The following is a 16003-nucleotide window of genomic DNA, read 5'->3' as shown; positions in this document are numbered from 1 at the left end:
CCGTCCCGCGGCGGGCGGCCCGCGCCGGCGGCCGGTACCCGGGGTCCGCGGCGGGACCGCGCACCTCGCCACCTAGCATGTGAGCCGTGAACCACCTCCTTGACCGGACCCGCAGGCATGCCGCGAAGTCGGCGCGGATCGTGGGGCCGCCGACCCTCCTCACGCTGCGCCGCTGGGCGCTGGCGGCGGTCGTCGTCAACATCGGGATCACGGTGACGGGCGCCGCGGTACGGGTCAGCGGGTCGGGCCTGGGCTGCCCCACCTGGCCCCGGTGCACGCCGGAGAGCTTCACCCCGGTGGCCCACGCCGAGATCTCCCCGGTGAACATGGCGATCGAGTTCGGCAACCGGATGCTGACCTTCCTGGTGCTGGCCGTCGGCGTGGCCTGCCTGATCGCCGCCCTGCGGCTGCCGGCCCGCCGCCCCGACCTGGTCAAACTGGCCTGGCTGCAGCCGATCGGCGTGGCCTTCCAGGGGCTCTGGGGCGGCCTGGTCGTGCGCAGCGCGCTCAACCCGGTGACCGTGAGCGTGCACTTCCTGGTCTCCATCGGCATGATCGCCGCGGCGTACGCGCTGTATGCCCGTGCCGGCCAGGGGCAGGGTCAGTGGCAAGGCGAGGACGTGTCCCGGCAACCGGTCCACCGCCACGTCCGCACGCTCGCCTTCGCGCTCGTCGCCGCCGTGTTCGTCCTGCTCGTCGTGGGCGTGGTGGTGACCGGCACCGGGCCGCACTCCGGGGACGAGATGGCCTCCCGGTTCGGCTTCGACATCGAGACCGTGGCGAGGATCCACGCCGACGTCGCCTACGTGGTGATCGGCCTCACCTTCGCGCTGGCGTTCGCGCTGCACATCACCGACGCGCCCGGGTACGCCCGGCGGGCCGCGTGGACGTTGCTGGCCGTGGAGGCGGCGCAGGGGGTCATCGGATACGTCCAGTACTTCCTGGGCGTGCCCGCGGCCCTGGTCAACCTGCACGTGCTCGGCGCGACCCTGGTCTGGCTCTGCGCGCTTCGGGTGCTGTTCGCGACCGGCCCGCGCGGGCCGCGCGACGTCCCGGAGGCGGTCACCGGCGAACGCGACGCCGTCCGCGTGTCAGCTTCTCGGTCGTGAACGACCGAGCTCGCAGCTCCTGGCCCTGAACCCCAGTCCGCACGCCTCCCTCACGCCGCCCGGACGCCGTCCGCACGCCTCCGGAAGCCGTCCGCACTCGACGCGGTCCCGGTGCGGCAGGACAATGATCGAATGTCGTCGTCACGCACGATCATGCGGCGTTGCTACCAGGGCGTCGTGCTGCTGAGCGTCCTGGCCATCGCCCCGATCACCTGGGCCTGGCTGTCCAGCTCCGGCCACCGGGCGGTCGCCGGCTCCTCCCCCGGCTGGGTGGCCGGGGTTCCCGAGGCCCCGGTGGCCCTGGTGCTGGGGGCGGGCGTCGTCGGGGACGTCCCCTCCCCCATGCTGGCCAGACGCCTGGACATCTCCGCGCAGCTCTACCGGGCGGGCAGGGTCGAGGCGATCCTGCTCTCCGGCGACAACAGCCGCAGGGAGTACGACGAGCCGACCGTGATGCGCGACTACCTGCTGGCGAGCGGCGTACCGGCCGGGGCGCTGGTCCTGGACTACGCGGGTTTCGACACCTGGGACTCGTGCGTACGGGCCCGTACCGTGTTCGGCGCCACCAAGGTCACCATGGTCACCCAGGTGTTCCATCTGCCCAGGGCGGTCACCCTGTGCCGCACGGCGGGCCTGGACACCTTCGGCGTGGGCGACGACTCGTCCAAGCGGTGGGTGTCCACCTACGGCCTCGCCGCCCGTGAGTTCCTCGCCTCGGCGAAAGGGCTCGTCGACTCAGTGCTCCTCGACTCGCCCCCCGTGTTCCCCGGGCCACGCGAGACCACCCTGGAGACCGCGCTCCGGCGGGGGTGAACCCCGGGCAGGACGCCCTACAGGCGGAACGCCCCGCCCTGCGGCGGGTGACCGGGACCGGGGTGACCGGGGTGACCGGGGTGACCGGCGGAGCCGCCCTGCGGATAGGGGGGACCGCCCGCGCTGCCGGGGCCGCCGGAGGTGTGGCCCGCCGTGGCGCTCCCGGCCGCGGACGACGCGGGGAACCGGGCGCGGGCACCGGCCATGCACTCCAGCAGCGCCCGCTGTTCCTCGTTGAACGTGCGCTCGTCGATCACGTGGCCCCTGGCCCGCTCGTGGAGCAGGCCGAGCTCGGTGGCCGCGAGCTGGTAGTCGCTCATCGCCCGCAGGGCCGTCCTGCCCCCGTGGTTCCTGGCCCACTGCCGGGCCTGGCGGCGGCTGGGCAGGGAGGAGAGCATCGCGACGTCGCCCGAGGAGACCAGCCCCGTCGCCCAATAGGCGGGCAGGTAGGTCTGGATGAGCCCGATGATGCGCTTGCGGTCGCGGAAGATGATCCAGATCAGCGCGAACAGCACGGCCATCAGCAGCAGGTAGGCGATGGCCAGGCCGCCGATGCCGACGTAGGAGGCGAAGCCGTTCCAGATGCCGTGCAGCAGCATCGCGCCGATCCACCCGGCGGCGATGACGAAAATCCGCCCCGGTCCCCGGCGCTGCGCCGCGTAGGCCACCGCGACACCGATCATGGAGGTGAACAGCGGGTGCGCGAACGGCGAGAGGATCCCGCGCAGCACGACGGTCACCGCCAGGCCCTGCGCGCCCAGCTCGTCGAGCGCGGCCACATAGTAGCTGACGTTCTCGCTCATGGCGAAGCCGAGGCCGACCATGCTGGCGTAGATGATGCCGTCGGTGGGCCCGTCCAGCTCGGCGCGCTTGAACCTGAGCAGGCCCAGCAGGACCAGGCCCTTCATCGTCTCCTCGACCACCGGGGCGCCGAACGTGGCGGTGAGGTTGCGCGCGTAGTCGTAGCCCAGCTGGACGGTGTTCTCGATGTAGATCAGGTTGAAGGAGTTGATCACCCCGGCGACCAGGACCGCCACGCCCGCGCCCCAGGCGAAGGCGAAGAGCAGGTTGGCGCGCGGCTCGGGCTCGATGCGGTCGAGCGCCAGCACCGCGGCCAGCAGCACCGGGACGGGTGCCAGCGCGAGACCCAGGGCGATGAAGAAGTAGACCGGGTCGCCGTTCAGCACGTCGAAGGAGAACGACACCAGGGCGCACAGTCCCGCCAGGACGAGCCCGACGATCAGCGTGACCGACGGACGGTCCCTGAGCACCCAGCGGGGGTCATGGCCGGCCATGTGGCCACCGTAACCGCTGGTGCCCGCCCCACGGCTCAAACCGGGAGATTACCGCCCGAAGGTTGACGAACCCCGCGCTGATACCGGACCGCCCCCCGCCGTCGGAGCACGGCCACGCCCCACCGGCGGCCCTACGGCCCCCGCGAACCCCGCGAAACCGTCCGGCCGCCGCGAATCCCGAGAGCGTACCGAGTGATGGGCCGTCGCCGCGGCCGGAGCCGGAATCCGGCTCCCAGGGTTTCCCGAAGACCACGAATCACCCTCCCCACGACCAGACCCGCCCCGGGCCGGTCAAGAAAACGTCTTCCCCCCGGGAGACGTCTCCCCCGTGGCCGGGGCGCGGAAACGGGCGCACCGGAGGAGAACGTACGTGTGAGATGACTCAGACGGATGTCAGATGAGCGTCAGGCGGACATCAGACGAACATCGAGTCGATGGCGACGGCCAGGAACAGCAGCGCCAGGTAGGCGTTGGACCAGTGGAAGAAGCGCATCGGGCGCAGGTCGACACCGGTCTTGCCCGCGTTGACCCGGCCGAGGAGGCGGTGGACCTCCCACAGGCAGGCCGCGCCCAGGACGGCGGCCACGGCGGGGTAGAGGAGCGTGGTCCCGGCGATCGGCCACAGCAGCAGCGAGCAGAACACCGTGGCCCAGGTGTAGACGATGCTCTCCAGCACCACGCGGCGCTCGGTGGCCACCACCGGGAGCATCGGGACCTTCGCCGCCGCGTAGTCCTCCTTGTAGCGCATCGCGAGGGTCCAGGTGTGCGGGGGCGTCCAGAAGAACACCACGCCGAAGAGCACCACGGGGGCCCAGTCGAGGCTGCCGGTGACGCCCGCCCAGCCGATCAGCACCGGCATGCAGCCGGCGATGCCGCCCCACACCACGTTCTGCGAGGTCCGCCGCTTGAGGATCATCGAGTAGACGAGCACGTAGAACAGGTTCGCGCCCAGCGACAGGCCCGCGGCGAGCCAATTCACCGTCAAACCGAGTCCAAGAGTGGACAGCACGCCGAGGATGATCCCGAAGATCAGCGCGTTCGTCGGCGGCACCAGGTCGCGGGCGAGCGGGCGGCGCCGGGTGCGGCGCATGGCCGCGTCGATGTCACGGTCGATGTAGCAGTTCAGCGCGTTCGCGCTGCCGGCCGACAGGGTGCCGAACACCAGCGTGTTGACGGCGATCCACAGCGGCGGCAGGCCCTTGGCCGCCAGGAACATCACCGGCAGCGTCGTGATCAGCAGCAGCTCGATGATCCGCGGCTTCGTGAGGGCGACGTACGCCTTCACGACGTCGCCGAAGGAGCGCGGCGCGGCCTCGGGGACCGTCGTGCCCCCCTCGGGCGGGGCCGTCGATTGCTTGTCGGTGAGCACCATCTAAGGCGCTTCCAGCACGTGCGGGGTCAACGCGTAACCTCTGATTAGAGCGGATCCGTGAATGCGGGCACCAGCCAGCCTTGAGGACTCACTGTAGTTGCAGGGGGGGCCGGTCCCGGCACGGGGTGCGGAAGCGGCGCGAGGGGGCTCCCATCCGGGAGGCGCGCGCCGCCTGCGGATCCCGCGGACCCGCCCCGGGTCGACCTGCGCCACGGTGGCGAGGTCGAAACCGTTAGGGTCCGGTGTGGGCGGGAAATACCAGACCGGCGCCACCAATCAGACGATTAGATCCGGAGATCGAGCACTTGAGCAGTGAACTCGTGCCAGCCCTCGAATGGAGCGACCTGGACCGCCGCGCGGTCGACGTCGTACGGGCCCTGGCCATGGACGCGGTAGAGAAGGCGGGATCGGGTCACCCCGGCACCGCGATGAGCCTGGCGCCGGCTGCGTACCTGCTGTTCCAGCAGGTGATGCGGCATGACCCGTCAGATCCCTCGTGGGCGGGCCGTGACCGGTTCGTCCTTTCCGCGGGTCACAGCAGCCTGACCCTCTACATCCAGCTCTTCCTGTCGGGGTACGGCCTCAGCCTGGACGACCTCAAGGGGCTGCGCCAGTGGGAGAGCCTGACCCCGGCCCACCCCGAGCACGGCCACACCGTCGGCGTCGAGACCACCACCGGCCCGCTCGGCCAGGGGATCGGCAACGCGGTCGGCATGGCGATGGCCGCCCGCCGCGAGCGCGGCCTGTTCGACCCGGACGCCGCCCCGGGCGCGAGCCCGTTCGACCACAACATCTGGTGCATCGCCTCCGAGGGCGACATCGAGGAGGGCATCAGCCACGAGGTGAGCGCCCTCGCGGCCCACCAGCGGCTGGGCAACCTCACCGTCGTCTTCGACAGCAACCACATCTCGATCGAGGACGACACCCAGATCGCGCTGAGCGAGGACGTCGTCGCGCGCTACGAGGCGTACGGCTGGCACACCCAGACCGTCGACTGGACGCAGACGGGCGACTACGTCGAGGACGTCGAGGCGCTGCACCAGGCGCTGGAGGCCGCTCGCGCCGAGACCGGCAGGCCGTCGTTCATCCGGCTGCGCACGATCATCGGCTGGCCCGCCCCCAACAAGCAGAACACCGGCAAGATCCACGGCTCGGCGCTGGGCGCCGCCGAGGTCGCCGCGACCAAGAAGGTCATGGGCTTCGACGTCGAGAAGAGCTTCGACGTCCCCGCCGAGGTCCTGGAGCACGCCCGCGAGGTCGTCAAGCGCGGCCGGGCCGTGCGCGCCGAGTGGGACAAGCTCTACGAGAGCTGGCGCGAGGCCAACCCCGAGCGCGCCGCCGAGTTCGACCGCATCTCCGCGCGAAAGCTCCCGGCGGACTGGGCCGAGGCGCTGCCGTCCTTCGAGATCGGCTCCTCCGTCGCCACCCGCAAGGCCTCCGGCGAGGTGCTCAGCGCCCTCGCGCCGGTGCTGCCCGAGCTGTGGGGCGGCTCGGCCGACCTGGCGGAGTCCAACAACACCACGATGAAGGGCGAGCCGTCCTTCATTCCCGAGGAGTTCCAGACCAAGGAGTTCCCCGGCGGCCCCTACGGCCGCACGCTGCACTTCGGCATCCGCGAGCACGGCATGGGGGCGATCCTCAACGGCATCGCGCTGCACGGCGGCACCCGCCCGTACGGCGGCACGTTCCTGGTGTTCAGCGACTACATGCGCCCGGCCGTGCGGCTGGCGGCGCTGATGAAGCTGCCGGTCACCTACGTGTGGACGCACGACTCCATCGGCCTGGGCGAGGACGGCCCCACGCACCAGCCCGTCGAGCACCTGTGGTCGCTGCGCGCCATCCCCGGCCTCGACGTGGTCCGCCCGGCCGACGCCAACGAGACGGCCGCCGCCTGGCAGGTCGTGCTGGAGCACAACGACCGCCCGGCCGCGCTGGCGCTGACCCGCCAGAACCTGCCGGTCTTCGAGGGCACCGGCGACGCGGAGAAGGTCGCCCGCGGCGGCTACGTCCTGCGGGACGCCTCCGACGGGCAGCCCTCGGTGGTCCTGATCGGTACCGGCTCCGAGGTCGAGATCGCCCTCGGCGCCCGCGAGATCCTGGAGGCGGAGGGCATCGCCACCCGGGTCGTGTCGATGCCGTGCGTGGAGTGGTTCCAGGCCCAGGACGCGGCCTACCGGCAGACGGTGGTGCCCTCCTCGGTGCGCGCCCGCGTGGCGGTGGAGGCGGGAATCTCGCTGGGCTGGCGGGAGTTCGTGGGAGACGAGGGTGTGGTGGTCGGCCTGGAGCACTTCGGTGCCTCGGCCCCCTACAAGACCCTCTACGAACAGTTCGGCCTGACCGCCGAGCGCGTGGCCGCCGCCGCCAAGGCGAGCCTCGCCAAGACCGGAGCCGACAAGGGCGAGACGACGGGAAACTGATCATGAGTGAGATCCTGAAGAAGCTCTCCGAGCAGGGCGTCTCCATCTGGCTGGACGACATCAGCCGCGAGCGCCTGCGTACGGGCAACCTGCAGTCGCTGATCCGCGACAAGCACGTCGTCGGCGTCACCTCCAACCCGACGATCTTCGCGTCGGCGCTGAGCAAGGGCGACGCCTACGACGGCCAGCTGCACGACCTGAAGATCCGCGGCGTCGACGTCGAGGAGGCCGTGCGGGCCATCACCACCTACGACATCCGCTGGGCCGCCGACGTGCTGAGGCCGGTCTACGACGCCACCGGCCAGGTGGACGGCCGGGTGTCGATCGAGGTCGACCCTCGCCTGTCCAGGGAGACCGACAAGACCGTCGCCGAGGCGCGCGCGCTGTGGTGGCTGGTCGACCGGCCCAACCTGTTCATCAAGATCCCCGCCACCGTCGAGGGCCTGCCCGCGATCACCCAGGCGATCTCCGAGGGCATCAGCGTCAACGTCACGCTGATCTTCTCCCTGGAGCGCTACCGGGCCGTGATGGACGCCTGGCTGACCGGCCTGGAGCAGGCGAAGGCCAACGGTCTGGACCTGGCGAACATCGAGTCGGTCGCCTCGTTCTTCGTCAGCCGGGTGGACGGCGAGATCGACAAGCGCCTGGACAAGATCGGCACCCCCGAGGCCCTCGCGCTGAGGGGCAAGGCCGCCGTCGCCAACGCCCGCCTGGCCTTCGCCGCCTTCGAGGAGGTCGTCGAGTCCTCGCGCTGGCAGGCGCTGGCCGCGGCCGGCGCCCGGCCGCAGCGCCCGCTGTGGGCCTCCACCGGCACGAAGAACCCCGACTACCCCGACACCCTCTATGTCGACCAGCTGGTCACCTCCGGCACGGTCAACACGATGCCGGAGAAGACCCTCGACGCGACGGCCGACCACGGCGGCATCACCGGCGACACGGTCCGATCCTCCTACGAGGAGGCCTGGAACACCATGGCCGCGCTCAAGGAGGCCGGCATCGACTACGACGACGTCGTGCGGTTCCTGGAGGAGGACGGCCTGGACAAGTTCGAGGCCTCCTGGAAAGAGCTGCTGGAGACCGTCTCCTCCGAGCTGAAGAAGGCGTGAGGAACACATGTCAGTGTCCGTAACGTTCGGCGACGACGACCTCACCGAGCAGGCCGGGGAGACCGCCGGGCAGCTCGCCTCCGAGGGGGTCCCCCGGGCCCTGGCCTCCGGCGACTCCACGCTGTGGGGCCAGGAGGCCCAGGCCGAGGCGGCCGTCCGCCTCGGCTGGCTCAACCTCCCGGCGACGAGCAGGCAGCTGCTTCCCGAGATCGGCGCGCTGGTGGAGCGGGCCCGTGCCGAGGGCCTGGACCACGTGGTCCTGGCGGGCATGGGCGGCTCCTCCCTCGCCCCCGAGGTCATCACCGCCTCCGCCGACGTGCCCCTGACCGTGCTCGACACCACCGACCCCGGCCAGGTGCGCCGCGCGCTGGAGGACCGGCTGGAGAGCACGATCCTGGTCGTCGCCAGCAAGAGCGGCGGCACGGTCGAGACCGACAGCCACCGGCGGATCTACGAGAAGGCCTTCCGCGACGCCGGGATCGACCCGGCGAGCAGGATCGTCGTCGTCACCGACCCCGGCTCGCCCCTGGAGCTGAGCGCTCGCGAGGCGGGCTACCAGGTGATCCTGGCCGACCCGAACGTGGGCGGCCGCTACAGCGCCCTGACCGCGTTCGGCCTGGTGCCCAGCGCGCTGGCGGGCGCCGACGTCGAGCGGCTGCTCGACGACGCGGCCGAGGTGGCGCCGCTGCTGTCGCGGACCGAGGGCAACCCCGGCCTCGACCTCGGCGCCGCCCTGGGCGCCGCCGCGGCGGCCGGTCGCGACAAGCTCGTGATCGAGGACAGCCTGTCGGAGATCAACGGCCTGCCCGACTGGATCGAGCAGCTGGTCGCCGAGTCCACCGGCAAGTCCGGCAAGGGCATCCTGCCCGTCGTGGGCGCCGACCCGGGTGACGCCGACGACGAGCTGCTCGCCGGGATCGACACCGACGCCACCGTGACCGTCGTCGGCCCGCTGGGCGCGCAGTTCCTCGTCTGGGAGTACGCCACGGCCGTCGCGGGCCGCGTCCTCGGCATCGACCCGTTCAACCAGCCGAACGTGGCCGAGTCCAAGGAGAACACCGCCAAGCTGCTGGACCGGGCCAAGCTGCCGGTCGGCACGCCGCTCCTGGTCGACGGCCCGGTGGAGGTGTACGGCGAGTTCCCCGGCTCCGAGGACGTCAAGGACCTGTCGGACGTGCTCACCCGGCTGCTGGAGTCGATCCCCGACCGCGGTTACCTCGCGGTGATGGCCTACCTCGACCGTGAGGCGGCCTTCGACGCCCCCTACCCCGACGGCGCCTCGTTCGAGGAGATGACGGACGTGTGGAGCGGGGCCGACCCGGCCACGCTGCGCGGGATGCTCGCGATCCGCACCGAACGCCCGGTCACCTTCGGCTGGGGTCCCCGCTTCCTGCACTCCACCGGCCAGTACCACAAGGGCGGCCCGCAGAACGGGGTGTTCCTGCAGATCACCGGGGCCGTCGAGAACGACCTCGAGGTCCCCGGCAAGCCCTACACGCTGGGCCGCCTCCAGCTCGCCCAGGCACTGGGCGACCAGGGCGCGCTGGCCAGCCGCGGGCGTCCCACCGTACGGCTGCACCTGACCGACCGCGCCGCCGGAGTCGCGCGGCTGCTCGCCGCCGCGCGGGAGGTCTGATGGGCCGCTGGAGGTTCGCATGAGCAAGGGGAACTCACCGACGAGCGCGACGAGCGCCGGGGAGACCGGGCACGCCGAGGAGAACGTCACGACGGACGCCTCCGCGGGCACGACGGACGCCTCGACGGCGGGCACGCCGGAGAAGGTGACGCCCACGGCCACCACGGCCACCGCCGCCGCGACCGTCGGCATCACCGAGGCCCTGGTCGACGCCAACCCGCTGCGCGACCCGCGCGACAAGCGCCTGCCGCGCGTGGCGGGGCCGTGCGTGCTGGTGCTGTTCGGCGTGACCGGCGACCTGGCGCGCAAGAAGCTGCTGCCGGCGATCTACGACCTGGCGAACCGCGGGCTGCTGCCCCCGGGCTTCTCCCTGGTCGGCTTCGCCCGCCGCGACTGGAAGGACCAGGACTTCGCGCAGCTGGCGCACGACGCCGTCAAGGAGCACGCGCGGACGCCGTTCCGCGAGGAGGTCTGGAAGCAGCTGTCGGAGGGCATCTTCTTCTGCCGGGGCGAGTTCACCGACGACGGCGCGTTCGACGCGCTGTCGATGATGCTCAAGGAGATCGACCAGACCCGGGGCACCGGCGGCAACTACGGCTTCTACCTGTCGGTGCCGCCGAAGTTCTTCCCGGTCGTGGTCCAGCAGCTGAAGCGGACCGGCCTGGCCGACGGCCCCGCCGGATCCTGGCGCCGGGTGGTGATCGAGAAGCCCTTCGGGCACGACCTGCGGAGCGCCCAGGAGCTCAACGCGATCACCAGCGCGGTCTTCCCGGAGAGCTCGGTGTTCCGCATCGACCACTACCTGGGCAAGGAGACGGTCCAGAACATCCTGGCGCTGCGGTTCGCCAACAACCTGTTCGAGCCGATCTGGAACCGCAGTTACGTCGACCACGTGCAGATCACGATGGCCGAGGACATCGGCATCGGCGGCCGGGCGGGTTACTACGACGGCATCGGCGCGGCCCGCGACGTGATCCAGAACCACCTGCTGCAGCTGCTGGCCCTGGTCGGCATGGAGGATCCGACGTCGTTCGGGGCCGACTCGCTGCGCAGGGAGAAGGAGAAGGTCCTCAAGGCGCTGCGGCTGCCGTCGGACCTGTCGCAGGCCACCGCGCGAGGCCGCTACGGGTCCGGCTGGCAGGGCGGCGAGCCGGTCATCGGCTACACCCAGGAGGAGGGCATCCCACCCGACTCGATCACCGAGACGTACGCCGCCATCAAGGTGGAGATCGCCAACCGGCGCTGGGCCGGGGTGCCTTTCTACCTGCGCACCGGTAAGCGGCTCGGCCGCCGGGTCACCGAGGTGGCCGTGGTGTTCCAGCGGGCGCCGCACCTGCCGTTCAGCAAGGACGACACCGAGATCCTGGGGCAGAACGCCCTGGTCATCCGGGTGCAGCCGGACGAGGGCATCACGGTGCGGTTCGGCTCCAAGGTGCCAGGCACCGCGATGGAGGTCAGGGACGTCTCGATGGACTTCGCCTACGGCGAGTCGTTCATGGAGTCCTCCCCCGAGGCCTACGAGCGGCTGCTGCTGGACGTGCTGATCGGCGACCCGCCGCTCTTCCCGCACCAGCGCGAGGTCGAGCTGTCATGGATGATCCTCGACCCGATCGAGGAGTTCTGGAGCACCCAGGGCCCGCCGGAGGAGTATCCCGCGGGCACGTGGGGGCCGGCCTCGGCCGACGAGATGATGGCCCGTGACGGGCGCGCCTGGAGGCGGCTGTAGATGACCAGTTTCATGCTCAGCGGCACGAACGCCTCGAAGATCTCCTCGCAGCTCACCCACCTGCGTCACCAGATGGGCACCCCGGCGGTCGGCATGGTGCTGACCCTGGTGGTGGTCTGCGGCGAGAGCGACCAGTACGACGCGGTCAGGGCGGCGACCGAGGCGGCCAGGGAGCACCCCTCCCGGATACTGGTCGTCATCCCCCGCGACTCGGAGGAGCCCAACCGGCTCGACGCCGAGATCCGGTTCGGCGAGTCGACCCCGGGCGAGGTGATCCTGCTCCGCCTGTACGGGGAGCTGACCAGGCACGCCGACTCGGTGGTCAGCCCGCTGCTGCTCACCGACACCCCGGTGGTGGCCTGGTGGCCCAGCGACTGTCCCGAGGTCCCGTCCAAGGACCCGATCGGCATGCTGGCCCAGCGCCGCATCATCGACGCGCGGTCGGCGGCCGACTCGGTCCAGGCGATCACCGGCCGGGCCCGTGGTTACGTGCCCGGCGACACCGACCTGGCCTGGACCCGGCTGACGACGTGGCGGAGCCTGCTGGCCGCCGCGTTCGACCAGCCGGTGGGCAAGGTCAAGCGGGGCACCGTGGAGGCCGTGTCCGGTCATGCCAGCGCCCTGCTGCTGGCGGCTTGGCTCGGCGACCGCCTCGGCGCCTCCGTGAAGGTCTCCGAGTCCCCCGGACCCGGCCTGACCGCGGTCAAGCTGGTCTCGGCCGAGGGTGACATCACCGTCGTCCGGAGCGACGGCCGCATGGCCACGCTGTCGCGTCCCGGCCAGCCGGACCGCAGGGTCGCCCTGACCCGGCGCCCGACGTCGGAGCTGCTCGCCGAGGAGCTGCGGCGGCTGGACCCCGACGAGATCTACGCGGCCGCGATCAAGCGACTCGCCCAGACCAAGAAGTCCTGAGCCGCGAGTGCCCCGCGGCCACGGCCGCGGGGCACCTCCTTTCGAAAGAGAAGTCCCGTGAGCGTTCCCACCGTGATCACCCACCGCGACGCCGACGTGCTCGCCAAGGCCGTCGCCGCCCGGGTGATCGTCCGAGCCGTCGACGCCCAGTCGGCCAAGGGCTCGGCCCATCTGGTCCTGACCGGCGGGACCGTCGGCATCGCCACCCTCGCCGAGATCGCCGCCTCCCCCGCCAGGGACGCCGTCGACTGGCGCAAGGTGGACATCTGGTGGGGTGACGAGCGTTTCCTGCCGAGCGGCGACGCCGAGCGCAACGAGACCGGTGCCCGCAAGGCCCTGCTCGACCACCTCGACCTCGACCCCGAGCGGGTCCACGTGATGCGCGGCCCCGACTCCGGCATGACCGCCGAGGAGTCGGCCGAGGCGTACGCCGAGGAGCTGCGCCGGGCGGCGCGCCCCGAGGACCACGGCCCGGCCCCGTCGTTCGACCTCATGATGCTGGGCATGGGCCCGGACGGCCACGTCGCCTCGCTGTTCCCCGGCCTGCCCGCCCTGTACGACACCCGCCCGGTGGTGGCGGTGCACGGCTCGCCCAAGCCTCCGCCCATCCGCGTCTCGCTGACGCTGCCGGTCATCCAGGGCTCCCGCGAGGTGTGGGTGATCGCCGCCGGTGAGGAGAAGGCGGGAGCGGTACGGCTGGCGCTGTCGGACTCGGGGACCATGCAGGTCCCGGCCGCCGGTGCCCGGGGTCGTCAGCGCACCCTCTTCCTCCTGGACAGGGCCGCCGCCTCCAAGATCCCCTCCTCCCTGAGCCGGATCTCCTCCCCCTGACCCGGTGGCGAAGCTCGTAGGCCACTTCCCTTGATCAGGTGGCGCCAGGAATCCTCGCAAACGAGAAATCGTTTGCGAGGATTTTTCATATCAATAACCGTCTTATGATTGCGACCACAGCGGCATCCGCGGAGGGATCATTACCGGTCGGCGCTCCATTACGATTCTTCACGTTTCGGACATGCAGTTCGGAAAGGAGCATCGGTTCGGCGGGGAGGGGCGTCACCGCAGGGGATCGTCGACATTCCTCGCTGGCGGCGCGGCTGCTGGACGACATCACCTACCTCCAGGACGAGCACGGTGTGCGGCCCGATCTCGTGGTGGCCTCCGGCGACCTGGCCGAATGGGCTCTTCCTACCGAATTCAAAAAGGTGAGCGAGTTTCTCGCCGAGGTGGCGAAAGGTCTGGAACTCGGGAACGACCGGGTCGCGATGGTGCCGGGAAACCACGACGTCAGCTGGAAGAAGTGCCAGGCCTACTTCGACGATTGCGAAGGGGATGAAACCACCCCGACGCCCCCATGCTGGCCCAAATAGCAACCTTATTTCACGATGTTCAGCCAGTTTTATACGGAAATATCGGGCGTCGGATTCCCCAAGGACCAGCCGTGGACCCTGTTCGAGATGCCGGAGCTGAACACGGTCGTCGCCGGGCTCAACTCGACCATGGCCGAGAGCCACCGGGACTCCGACCACTACGGCTTCTGCGGCGAGGAGCAGCTGCGCTGGTTCGCCGACCGGCTGCGCGCGTACGCCGGGCGGGGTTGGCTCAGGATCGGTGCGATGCACCACAACCCGGTGATCGTCGGCCCGGGGGACGACGCCTTCCTCCGTGACCGGCACCAGTTCGGCGAGCTCGTCGCCCCGCACCTGAACCTGCTGCTGCACGGCCACACCCACGAGGGCCGCATCGACAGCTTCGGCGCCGACGCCCTCGCCGTCCTCTGCGCGGGCAGCACCGGGGTACGCAAGGAGGCCCGCCCGGACGACGTGCCCAACCAGTACCAGCTCGTCAAGGTCACCCCCCGGAGCCTGAAGGTGTACGCCAGGCGCTACAACGCGTCCCGCTTTCGCTGGGAGGGCGACACGAGCATCGGGATCGGCAGGGACCAGGCGACACGCCAGTTGAGGCGGTCCTTCGACGACTACCGCGCCGCTTTTCCCTCCCTCGTCTCCCGGGACGACGACCACGACGAGGAGGAGGCGGAGACATTGTGGCCTTTGGCGGCGGCAGCCACAGGGTGTATCTCTGGGAGCCCACCACCGGCACCCTGACCCGCACCCTCGAAGGCCACACCGAGCAGGCGCCGTCCGTCCAGGCAGCCCGATCTCGGAGTCAGGTCCTTCCCGCTGGTCTCGGCCGAGGAGTGGCGCGCGCCCGAAGAGGTCCTGCGCCGGATGTATCTCGAAGCCGAGGAGCGGGCCATCGAGGCGTACACCTGGTACATGCGCGACCGTGTCAGGAAGAGGACCTCCTCCAAGGTGCTGCGGGGGGCCGCGATCGTGCTGGCAGCCGCGGGCGGGCTCCAGCCGCTGGCCAGCGCGGCCGGGGCGGGGGCGGCCTGGGGTGGGGCTACGTGCTGCTCGCCTCGGCCGGGGTCTGCGTCGCGTTCGACCACTTCCTCGGGCTGTCGTCCCGCTGGATGCGGGACATGGTGTGCGCGCAGGAGATCCAGTCGCGGTTGCACGACTTCCAGCTCGACTGGGCGGTGCTCAACGCGCGGGACGCGCTCGATCAGCGGCCGATTCCGGTGGAGGAGTATCTCGAACTGCTCCGGACCTTCATCACCGACCTGTCAGCGATCGTGACCAGGGAGACCGGCGAGTGGGTCACCGAGTTCCAGAGCGGACTGGCCCAGCTCAACCTGCCCCCCCGGCCAGAAGTGACCTGCAACCCCGACGCAATTACGGTGTGCGACCGAATCATTACCGCTACGGTAGGTCGCGGCAGGAAGCCTGCCGTACAAACACCGTACGATGGGAAGGAGGTGGAGGTGATGGTGATGACCGCCAAGACACACCGCATCGAGATGCGCGCGGACGCGGCGACCGAGGGACTCATCGTGCAGGCCGCGCAGGCCCTTGGAGAGTCGATCTCCTCGTTCGTCCTGCGCGCGGCTCGCGCGGAGGCCAGCCGGGTGCTCGCCCGGCCCGATGTCACGCTGATGCCCGCCGAGCAGTTCGACGAGCTGCTCGCGTCGCTGGACGAGCCTGACGAGGCACCCGCGCTCCGCAGGGCCGCACAACGACAGCGCCGCTATCACGAATCGACGTGACCTGGCGATCGCGGCCCCTCCACGAGGAGCACGATCCCAGCGCCTTCGACTGCGCGGTCCCGGTCATGAACGAATGGCTGGTCAGGATGGCGCTTCGCGCCCAGCGATCGGACACGGCACGCACCTACGTGTGGTCTGTCCCCGACTCCCACCGTGTCGTCGGATATTTCTCTGTTACCCCCACCGAGGTTCGGCGGCCGGAGATCGGTAGTTCGCTCTCCGGCGGGGTGAGCATCGTGCCCGGCTACCTCCTGGCGAGACTCGCTCTCGACCGCCACCTCCACGGCCAGGGCCTCGGTGCGGAACTGCTGGTGAACGCGATCTCAAAGATCGTGTCCGCCTCGGAAACAGCAGGGGGCCGCGTCATCGTGGTCGACGCGATCGACGGCCGCGCCGCCGATTTTTACGCCTTCCACGGGTTCACGCCGGTCAAGAACGACCCGCACCGGTTGGTGATGAAGATGGCCACGGCGCGGACCGCGTTCGCCACTCCCTGACCTTTCATGAGAGC

The 16003-nt window shown here is 70.7% G+C and carries 14 protein-coding genes and 1 pseudogene; 13 read left to right on the top strand and 2 right to left on the bottom strand.

Translation table 11 applies throughout. The annotated features are described in order from the left end of the window. Positions 1-86 precede the first annotated feature (86 nt). Together ACTOQ2_RS08445 and ACTOQ2_RS08440 are read left to right on the top strand one after the other, a co-directional pair. Entirely contained in the window at positions 87-1109 is a 1023-nt protein-coding gene (locus ACTOQ2_RS08445) for a COX15/CtaA family protein (protein ID WP_440099132.1), read from the top strand. Between the two features lie 132 nt (positions 1110-1241). Next, entirely contained in the window at positions 1242-1922 is a 681-nt protein-coding gene (locus ACTOQ2_RS08440; protein WP_440099131.1) for a SanA/YdcF family protein, read from the top strand. A gap of 17 nt (positions 1923-1939) precedes the next feature. Here ACTOQ2_RS08440 and ACTOQ2_RS08435 read toward each other — a convergent pair whose 3' ends face one another. Together ACTOQ2_RS08435 and ACTOQ2_RS08430 are read right to left on the bottom strand one after the other, a co-directional pair. After that, a complete protein-coding gene (locus ACTOQ2_RS08435) occupies positions 1940-3217 on the bottom strand; it encodes a PrsW family intramembrane metalloprotease (protein WP_440099130.1) in 1278 nt (425 codons plus the stop codon). Positions 3218-3632: 415 nt separating this feature from the next. After that, complete coding sequence (locus ACTOQ2_RS08430; protein WP_440066033.1) at positions 3633-4589, bottom strand: heme o synthase; 957 nt, start codon at positions 4587-4589, stop codon at positions 3633-3635. A gap of 383 nt (positions 4590-4972) precedes the next feature. Here ACTOQ2_RS08430 and tkt point away from each other — a divergent pair, with 383 nt between their 5' ends. The 11 genes and pseudogenes from tkt to ACTOQ2_RS08375 all read left to right on the top strand — a co-directional run bounded on the left by tkt (position 4973) and on the right by ACTOQ2_RS08375 (position 15989). Continuing rightward, positions 4973-7006: a transketolase gene (gene tkt / locus ACTOQ2_RS08425; protein ID WP_440099370.1), complete on the top strand. Its 2034-nt coding sequence runs from the start codon at positions 4973-4975 to the stop codon at positions 7004-7006. Between the two features lie 2 nt (positions 7007-7008). After that, entirely contained in the window at positions 7009-8112 is a 1104-nt protein-coding gene (tal, locus tag ACTOQ2_RS08420) for a transaldolase (RefSeq protein ID WP_440099129.1), read from the top strand. Between the two features lie 7 nt (positions 8113-8119). After that, positions 8120-9748 carry a glucose-6-phosphate isomerase gene (locus ACTOQ2_RS08415; RefSeq protein ID WP_440099128.1) on the top strand — a complete coding sequence of 543 codons (1629 nt, stop codon included), beginning with the start codon at positions 8120-8122 and terminating at the stop codon, positions 9746-9748. Between the two features lie 19 nt (positions 9749-9767). Next, positions 9768-11474, top strand: a complete 1707-nt coding sequence (gene zwf / locus ACTOQ2_RS08410) for a glucose-6-phosphate dehydrogenase (protein ID WP_440099127.1) — start codon at positions 9768-9770, stop codon at positions 11472-11474. Beyond that, positions 11475-12386: a glucose-6-phosphate dehydrogenase assembly protein OpcA gene (locus ACTOQ2_RS08405; protein WP_440066029.1), complete on the top strand. Its 912-nt coding sequence runs from the start codon at positions 11475-11477 to the stop codon at positions 12384-12386. Between the two features lie 57 nt (positions 12387-12443). Then, positions 12444-13217: a 6-phosphogluconolactonase gene (gene pgl / locus ACTOQ2_RS08400; protein WP_440066028.1), complete on the top strand. Its 774-nt coding sequence runs from the start codon at positions 12444-12446 to the stop codon at positions 13215-13217. Positions 13218-13255: 38 nt separating this feature from the next. Further along, complete coding sequence (locus ACTOQ2_RS08395) at positions 13256-13753, top strand: metallophosphoesterase (protein WP_440099126.1); 498 nt, start codon at positions 13256-13258, stop codon at positions 13751-13753. Positions 13754-13768: 15 nt separating this feature from the next. After that, positions 13769-14491 (top strand): metallophosphoesterase family protein, encoded by a 723-nt coding sequence (locus ACTOQ2_RS08390; RefSeq protein ID WP_440099125.1) that lies wholly within the window; start codon positions 13769-13771, stop codon positions 14489-14491. A gap of 63 nt (positions 14492-14554) precedes the next feature. Further along, positions 14555-14773: pseudogene (locus tag ACTOQ2_RS08385) on the top strand (SLATT domain-containing protein); the annotation flags it as partial. Between the two features lie 20 nt (positions 14774-14793). Continuing rightward, the gene (locus ACTOQ2_RS08380; protein WP_440099124.1) at positions 14794-15492 is read left to right on the top strand and encodes an SLATT domain-containing protein; all 699 of its coding nucleotides are present in this window, start codon (positions 14794-14796) and stop codon (positions 15490-15492) included. Then, positions 15489-15989 (top strand): hypothetical protein, encoded by a 501-nt coding sequence (locus ACTOQ2_RS08375; RefSeq protein WP_440099123.1) that lies wholly within the window; start codon positions 15489-15491, stop codon positions 15987-15989. The genes ACTOQ2_RS08380 and ACTOQ2_RS08375 overlap by 4 nt, the downstream gene beginning before the upstream one ends. Positions 15990-16003: the final 14 nt, after the last annotated feature.

This window comes from Streptosporangium sp. H16 (assembly GCF_051918855.1).
In the GTDB taxonomy this organism is placed as follows: domain Bacteria; phylum Actinomycetota; class Actinomycetes; order Streptosporangiales; family Streptosporangiaceae; genus Streptosporangium.
Note: the sequence above shows the minus strand (reverse complement) of the source record. Positions and strands in the feature narration are given on the sequence as shown.